This is a genomic window from uncultured Peptoniphilus sp. (assembly GCF_946998875.1).
In the GTDB taxonomy this organism is placed as follows: domain Bacteria; phylum Bacillota; class Clostridia; order Tissierellales; family Peptoniphilaceae; genus Peptoniphilus_A.
In genome coordinates, this window is record NZ_CAMQAY010000041.1 from 1 (window position 1) to 5,256 (window position 5,256).

Sequence of the window (5,256 nt, forward strand, 5' to 3'; positions counted from 1 at the left end):
ATGAAAAAAATAAAAAAATTGATGACTTGCAAAAATCTGGCGACAAGGTCCTCATGATTGGTGACGGAATAAATGACGCACCTTCTCTTGCCAAGGCTGACATTGGTATGGCAATAGGTCATGGCACAGATGTGGCAATAGAGTCATCAGATGTGGTCTTAATGAGGTCTGACCTCTTAGATGTTGTCTCTGCCCTTGAACTTTCCAAGGCAACAATAAAAAACATCAAGGAAAATTTATTCTGGGCATTTTTCTACAACACAATTGGAATTCCTCTTGCCGCAGGTCTTTTATACCCAGGCTTTGGCATAAAATTATCGCCAATGTTTGGCGCCTTTGCCATGAGCATGTCTTCAGTTTTTGTTGTGAATAATGCACTTAGGCTTAGAAGATTTAAACCAAGGGGTATAAGTTCTTTAGGAGAAAAAACTCCTGAAAAGGAAAAAAATCTTCGTGAAGAGAATGTAAAAACTCAAGAAGAAAATAAGCTAACTACAATAAAAGTAGAGGGCATGATGTGTGAGCACTGCGAAAAAAGAGTAAGCGAAGCCCTGGAAAAAACTGGTAAAGCAAAAAATGTCCTTGCCAACCACGAAGAGGGGGCAGTAAAATTTGTCGACCAGGGAATAACTGCTGAAGAAATAAAAAAAGCAGTGGAAGAAGCAGGTTATAAAATTATAAAAAATAAAGGAGAAAATAATATGGAAAAAATTTTAAATGTTGAAGGAATGTCTTGTATGCACTGTGTAGCTCATGTAAAAGAAGCACTTGAAAAGCTAGAAGGCGTAAGGGAAGCTGATGTAAAGCTTGAAGAAAAAAGGGCAGAAGTAAAAATGGACAAAGAAGTTTCTGATGAGGATCTTGTAAAGGCAGTGGAAGGTGCAGGTTACTCTGCAAAAATAGAAAAATGAGAGCAGAAAAAGATGTGCAGCTTAGAAAATTAAAAACTGTCAGGGGACAAATTGATGGTCTTATAAAAATGGTAGAAGAGGACAGGTATTGCCTAGACATATCCAACCAGCTTATGGCATCAATTTCCATCCTAAAAAATATAAATAAGGATGTCCTGACAGCCCACCTAAGGGGGTGTGTCAAAGACTCCTACTCCAAGAGTCAGGAAGAAATCGACGAAAAAATCGAAGAGATCAACACCATAATAAATAAGCTGTCAAAGTAGGTTTTTTATGAAATTTAAAAAATTATTTTATTTGTTTCTAGTCTTAATTTTTCTTGCGGCTTGTAAGAAGGACCAAAGTCATGAGATAAAATTTTCCACTGGAGAAGTTTATAAGTTTGAGACTTTATCTGTGGAAGTAGTTGCTGACGAAGAAAAAATGACTACAAGAGAGATTTTTTCTTCTGAGGATAATGAAGAAAAGTTAAAAGAAATAATTAGTCTTTTGGAAAAGTGCCAGGCTACAGACCCAGGTTATGGATATAAATCTATCCCAGATTATGATAGTTTAATAATTAAACTGAGAGATAAAAACAAGGAAGATACAATTTATATGTATGACTCAAAAAGAGATAGGAACACAAAAAAATTTCACTATTCTTTATATGGCAGTCTTGGAAAATACGATGGGGCTTGTCTTTTATCTGATGATGATTTAATTTCAGAAATAAAGTATATAATAAATAAGTTGTCAAAGTAGGTGTGATATGAAAATTAAAAAAATATTTTATTTGTTAGTAGTCTTAATTTTTCTCACAGCTTGCAAGAAGGAGGAAAGTCATGTGATAAAATTTTCCACTGGAGAAGTCTATAAATTTGAGACTTTATCTGTGGAAGTAGTTTCTGACGAAGAAAATATGAAAACTAGAGAAATTTTTTCTTCTGAGGATAATGAAGAAAAGTTAGGGGAGATAATAAGTCTCTTGGGAAACTGTAAGGTAGTGGACCAGGGATATTCCTATGCTTCAATCCCAGACTACAATTCTTTATTAATTAATCTACACAATAAAGATGAGGAAGATACAATATATATGTACGACTCAATAAGAGATAGGGACACAAATAAATTTCACTATTCTTTCTATGGAAAGCTTGGCAACCAAGAAGGTCCTACACTCTTATCAGATGACGACTTGATTTCAGAAACAAAGTATATAATAAATAAGTTGTCAAAGTAGGTGTGATATGAAAATTAAAAAAATATTTTATTTGTTAGTAGTCTTAATTTTTCTCACAGCTTGCAAGAAGGACCAAGCTCATGAGATAAAATTTTCCACTGGAGAAGCTTATAAGTTTCAAGACCTATCTGTGGAAGTAATTGCTGACGAAGAAAAAATGACTACGAGAGAAATATTTTCTTCTAAGGATAATGAAGAAAAGTTAAAAGAAATAATTAGTCTTTTAGAAAAGTGCCAGGCTACAGATCCAGGCTATGGCTATGATTCTATCCCAGATTATCAAAGTTTAATTATTAAACTAAGGGATAAAAATAAGGAAGATACAATTTTTATGTACGACTCAAAAAGAGATAGGGACACAAATAAATTTCACTATTCCTTCTATGGAAAGCTTGGTAACCAAGAAGGTCCTACACTCTTATCAGATGATGATTTAATTTCGGAAATAAAATATATAGTTGATAAATAAAAAAGATCACGGTAGATTTTACCGTGATTTTTTAATGCTTAAATTTTACCAGGTACAGAGGCCTGTCTTTTCTTGGATTTTCCAGAGGAGTCTCATGAAAAATCTCTTTTCATAATGATCTTCAAGAGGAAGAGTGTAGTCTCCGCCTTTATTGTTCCAAAGTCTTTTAAAATATGCTTCCATTTCTCTTGCTATATCAGAAGATTTTTCCATTTCAAGAGCTAGATTTGTCTCCAAGTTATAGTTGTCCAAGTTTCTCCTTGTGTAGTTGGCTGAACCAAGTATAGCAAGGGGATTTTTGTCCTTGAATTTAAAATAAATAAATTTTGTGTGGAACTGCTCGCCAGAAGTTTGATACCAGCGAATATTTATATCTTTATAGTCTTCCTTTAATTCACAGAGGGCAGGTCTATTTGGAGACCCATTTTTTTCAAGACCAAAGGCATCTTTGTTTAAATCAGCAATGATTTTTACATCGACGCCACGGTCTGCTGCTTCGCCAAGGGCTTTTAAAATCCTAAATTCAGAAAGATAAAAGATGCCAAGCTTTATCTCGTCGCCCTTTTTTGTCTCCCTTATATTTTTATAAATTTCTTCAAAGATTTTTCCTTCACTAATAACTTTTACCTTGTAAGGAGAAGTGACTTCTTCTGCCTTAAAATTTTCTATTGCGTCAGGTAATTTATCAAAAAATATAGATTCAGACTTAATCAAATCTTCCATGGCCTTGCCACGAAAGACAAGAGCGACATTAGAGTGATAAGCTGATGGGTCATGTGGATTTGCAGAGGCAACTAGGGCTTCATTTTCTGAAATGACAACTTTTCTGTGGTTGCCTTTAAAGTTTACCAGCTTTAAAATTGACCTCACATTTACTTTTTCCCCGTCCTTGTCAAAAAAGTTTCTTATCCAGCCGCCTCCAGATGCGCCAAACCACTTGACATAGGCCCTGTAGCCGCCAGATAAAAGAGGGTTGGAGTCGCGCATTTTATTTAAGTCAGTGACAACCACTTCAATTCCATTTTCACGAAGCTTCTTTAGATTATTTTCTTCATAGGCACCGTAAAAATTATTTATGGGGTCTGTTACAAATAAAATTGGCATGTCAGGATTTTCTTTTTTCTTTGCCACTAAAAGGTCTGTCATCTCTTCCACTTGATTTGGGAAGTCCATGGACTTGTCATACTCATCATTGTAGAGGAAAAAATCAATCATGAGAAATTTTTTCGCCTTTTTTATAATTTCCATCTCGCTCTTAAAAATTTCCTGCTCATGAATCCTCTTGCCATCTTTAAGATATGTTAAATCATACAAAAACTTACAATCAGCATCTTTAAAATCGCTGGACACATTTGTGCCAGGAGGATTTTTTGTATTTAAGCTGTATAAAATTGGAATAAAAATAAGTAATAAAATAATTAAAATCATAATTTTCTTTTTCTTTTTCAAAATCTTCTCCAAAATTTAAAATTAGTTTCTGGGAATCAAGTCTTGAACCCTTGTCCCAAGCTTTCCATATTCTCTATCAAATTCTATATTATATTTTCCTGTGTCTGGATATCTAATATAATAAAAAATTTCTTCTCCATTTCTCAAATTTTCATTTTTGCTCCACTCAATACTTGGATTGTGAAGGATTTTTTCTATATTTTCTCTATCCTCTTCATTTTTTATACTTACAATTTTAGGATATTCTAAAATTTCTATCTCAGCCTTGCCAGATCCATCGTAGCCAGTGAAGTGAAACTGAATTGTAAGTGGTTCCATAGTTACATAGGCGTCAGGTTTTCTAATTTTCACAATATAATAACAAAGAGAAAAAATTATTAAGATTGAAAAAATTATAAAAGTAGTATTAATTTTTTTAGAAGTTAAATCACTATTATTTTTCATAAAATAGCTCCTTTTAAATAATTATACCAAAAATTAATAGGTAACTTGTAAATAAAATTTTACACAAAATAAATTGACAAGTGTTATAGAGTGTTATATAGTGTTATATAACAAGGAGGCATAATGAAAATTATTTTAATAAATGGCTCTGCTGTTCCTCTTTACGAGCAGATAAAAAATGCAATTAAAGAAAATATTTTAAAAAACAAGGTTAAAGAAGGAGAACAGCTTCCCTCTGTGAGGACTCTTTCCAAAGACTTAAAGGTAAGCATCTTGACAGTAAAAAAAGCCTACGATGAGTTGGAAGAAGAAGGTTTTGTTGAATCAAGACAGGGACTTGGCACTTTTGTCGCAGGAAAAGACTCTGAAGTAAAAAGAGAAGAACTACAAAAGAAATTAGAAGAGCATTTGCAAGAGGCAATAAATTTGTCTATCCAATTAAATTTAGACAAAAAGACAATTTTAGAATTATTTGAAATTTTATACAAGGAGGGCTTGGACTATGACGAATAAAATTGAAGTTAGAAATTTGAAAAAAACTTATGACAATTTTGTCCTTGGGGAAAATTCCTTTGATATAAAAAAGGGATTTATCACTGGCTTTATTGGAAAAAACGGAATGGGAAAGACAACTACAATAAAATCACTCTTATCCTTAATAAATTATGATGGAGAAATTTTTGTCGACGGCGAAGATGCAAAGGACTTAAATTATCTTCAAGATGTGGGGATAATTATGGACGATTCCTTCTTGTCAAAGG

Annotated in this window: 9 protein-coding genes; 7 read left to right on the plus strand and 2 right to left on the minus strand. The window is 33.1% G+C overall.

Features of this window, described 5'->3' with window-relative positions; genetic code table 11:
• The 5 genes from Q0U74_RS07485 to Q0U74_RS07505 form a co-directional block, all read left to right on the plus strand.
• On the plus strand, positions 1-911 hold a 911-nt coding region (locus tag Q0U74_RS07485), incomplete at its 5' end, for a copper ion binding protein (RefSeq protein WP_297393797.1).
• The gene (locus Q0U74_RS07490) at positions 908-1,177 is read left to right on the plus strand and encodes a metal-sensing transcriptional repressor (protein ID WP_156701629.1); all 270 of its coding nucleotides are present in this window, start codon (positions 908-910) and stop codon (positions 1,175-1,177) included. The genes Q0U74_RS07485 and Q0U74_RS07490, both read left to right, overlap by 4 nt.
• A gap of 7 nt (positions 1,178-1,184) precedes the next feature.
• On the plus strand, positions 1,185-1,655 hold the full coding sequence (locus Q0U74_RS07495) for a hypothetical protein (protein ID WP_297393801.1): 471 nt from the start codon (positions 1,185-1,187) through the stop codon (positions 1,653-1,655).
• An 82-nt stretch (positions 1,656-1,737) separates the two neighbouring features.
• Positions 1,738-2,133 (plus strand): hypothetical protein, encoded by a 396-nt coding sequence (locus tag Q0U74_RS07500; RefSeq protein ID WP_297393802.1) that lies wholly within the window; start codon positions 1,738-1,740, stop codon positions 2,131-2,133.
• 7 nt (positions 2,134-2,140) lie between these two features.
• Complete coding sequence (locus Q0U74_RS07505; RefSeq protein WP_297393804.1) at positions 2,141-2,602, plus strand: hypothetical protein; 462 nt, start codon at positions 2,141-2,143, stop codon at positions 2,600-2,602.
• 45 nt (positions 2,603-2,647) lie between these two features.
• Here the strand turns inward: Q0U74_RS07505 and Q0U74_RS07510 are convergent, their stop codons facing one another.
• Complete coding sequence (locus tag Q0U74_RS07510) at positions 2,648-4,051, minus strand: phospholipase D family protein (RefSeq protein ID WP_297393806.1); 1,404 nt, start codon at positions 4,049-4,051, stop codon at positions 2,648-2,650.
• 21 nt (positions 4,052-4,072) lie between these two features.
• Positions 4,073-4,495, minus strand: a complete 423-nt coding sequence (locus tag Q0U74_RS07515) for a hypothetical protein (protein ID WP_297393808.1) — start codon at positions 4,493-4,495, stop codon at positions 4,073-4,075.
• A 123-nt stretch (positions 4,496-4,618) separates the two neighbouring features.
• Here Q0U74_RS07515 and Q0U74_RS07520 point away from each other — a divergent pair, with 123 nt between their 5' ends.
• Both Q0U74_RS07520 and Q0U74_RS07525 read left to right on the plus strand, forming a co-directional pair.
• Positions 4,619-5,008: a GntR family transcriptional regulator gene (locus Q0U74_RS07520; RefSeq protein WP_297393810.1), complete on the plus strand. Its 390-nt coding sequence runs from the start codon at positions 4,619-4,621 to the stop codon at positions 5,006-5,008.
• On the plus strand, positions 4,998-5,256 hold a 259-nt coding region (locus tag Q0U74_RS07525; protein ID WP_297393812.1), incomplete at its 3' end, for an ATP-binding cassette domain-containing protein. The genes Q0U74_RS07520 and Q0U74_RS07525, both read left to right, overlap by 11 nt.

What these genes read in the sequence shown, in the direction of transcription:
- Q0U74_RS07490 (WP_156701629.1), top strand. Translation starts at nt 908, where the DNA reads ATGAGAGCAGAAAAAGATGTGCAGCTTAGAAAATTAAAAACTGTCAGG.
- Q0U74_RS07495 (WP_297393801.1), top strand. Translation starts at nt 1,185, where the DNA reads ATGAAATTTAAAAAATTATTTTATTTGTTTCTAGTCTTAATTTTTCTT.
- Q0U74_RS07505 (WP_297393804.1), top strand. Translation starts at nt 2,141, where the DNA reads ATGAAAATTAAAAAAATATTTTATTTGTTAGTAGTCTTAATTTTTCTC.
- Q0U74_RS07515 (WP_297393808.1), bottom strand. Translation starts at nt 4,495, where the DNA reads ATGAAAAATAATAGTGATTTAACTTCTAAAAAAATTAATACTACTTTT.
- Q0U74_RS07520 (WP_297393810.1), top strand. Translation starts at nt 4,619, where the DNA reads ATGAAAATTATTTTAATAAATGGCTCTGCTGTTCCTCTTTACGAGCAG.